This is a genomic window from Phormidium sp. CCY1219 (assembly GCF_035615515.1).
Taxonomy (GTDB): domain Bacteria; phylum Cyanobacteriota; class Cyanobacteriia; order Cyanobacteriales; family Laspinemataceae; genus CCY1219.
In genome coordinates this window covers 1-357 of the sequence record NZ_JAJENT010000279.1, presented here as the reverse complement: position 1 = coordinate 357, position 357 = coordinate 1, and the positions used below count along the sequence as shown (strand labels likewise).

1 protein-coding gene is annotated in these 357 nt (G+C 58.0%); it reads left to right on the top strand.

What is annotated here, in order from left to right; genetic code table 11:
• Positions 1-18 precede the first annotated feature (18 nt).
• Positions 19-357: WD40 repeat domain-containing protein (locus tag LKK83_RS04100; RefSeq protein ID WP_442957276.1), on the top strand; the 339-nt coding region annotated here is incomplete at its 3' end.

Genomic DNA, 357 nt, shown 5'->3' with positions numbered 1-357 from the left:
TGGGATTTGGAGACCGGGATGGAACTGGCCACCCTCACCGGGCATAGTGACGATGTAAATGCAGTAGCTATCACTCCCGACGGGAAACGAGCGGTCTCGGCATCGTCGGATGAAACCCTGAAACTGTGGGATTTGGAGACGGGGACGGAACTCACCACCTTTACCGGGCGTAGTAAGACGGTAAGAGCAGTGGCTATCACCCCGGACGGGAAACGAGCGGTCTCGGCATCGTCGGATGAAACCCTGAAACTGTGGGATTTGCAGACGGGGAGGGAACTCACCACCCTCAGAGGGCATAGTGCGTGGGTAAATGCAGTAGCCATTACCCCCGACGGGAAACGAGCCGTCTCGGCATCC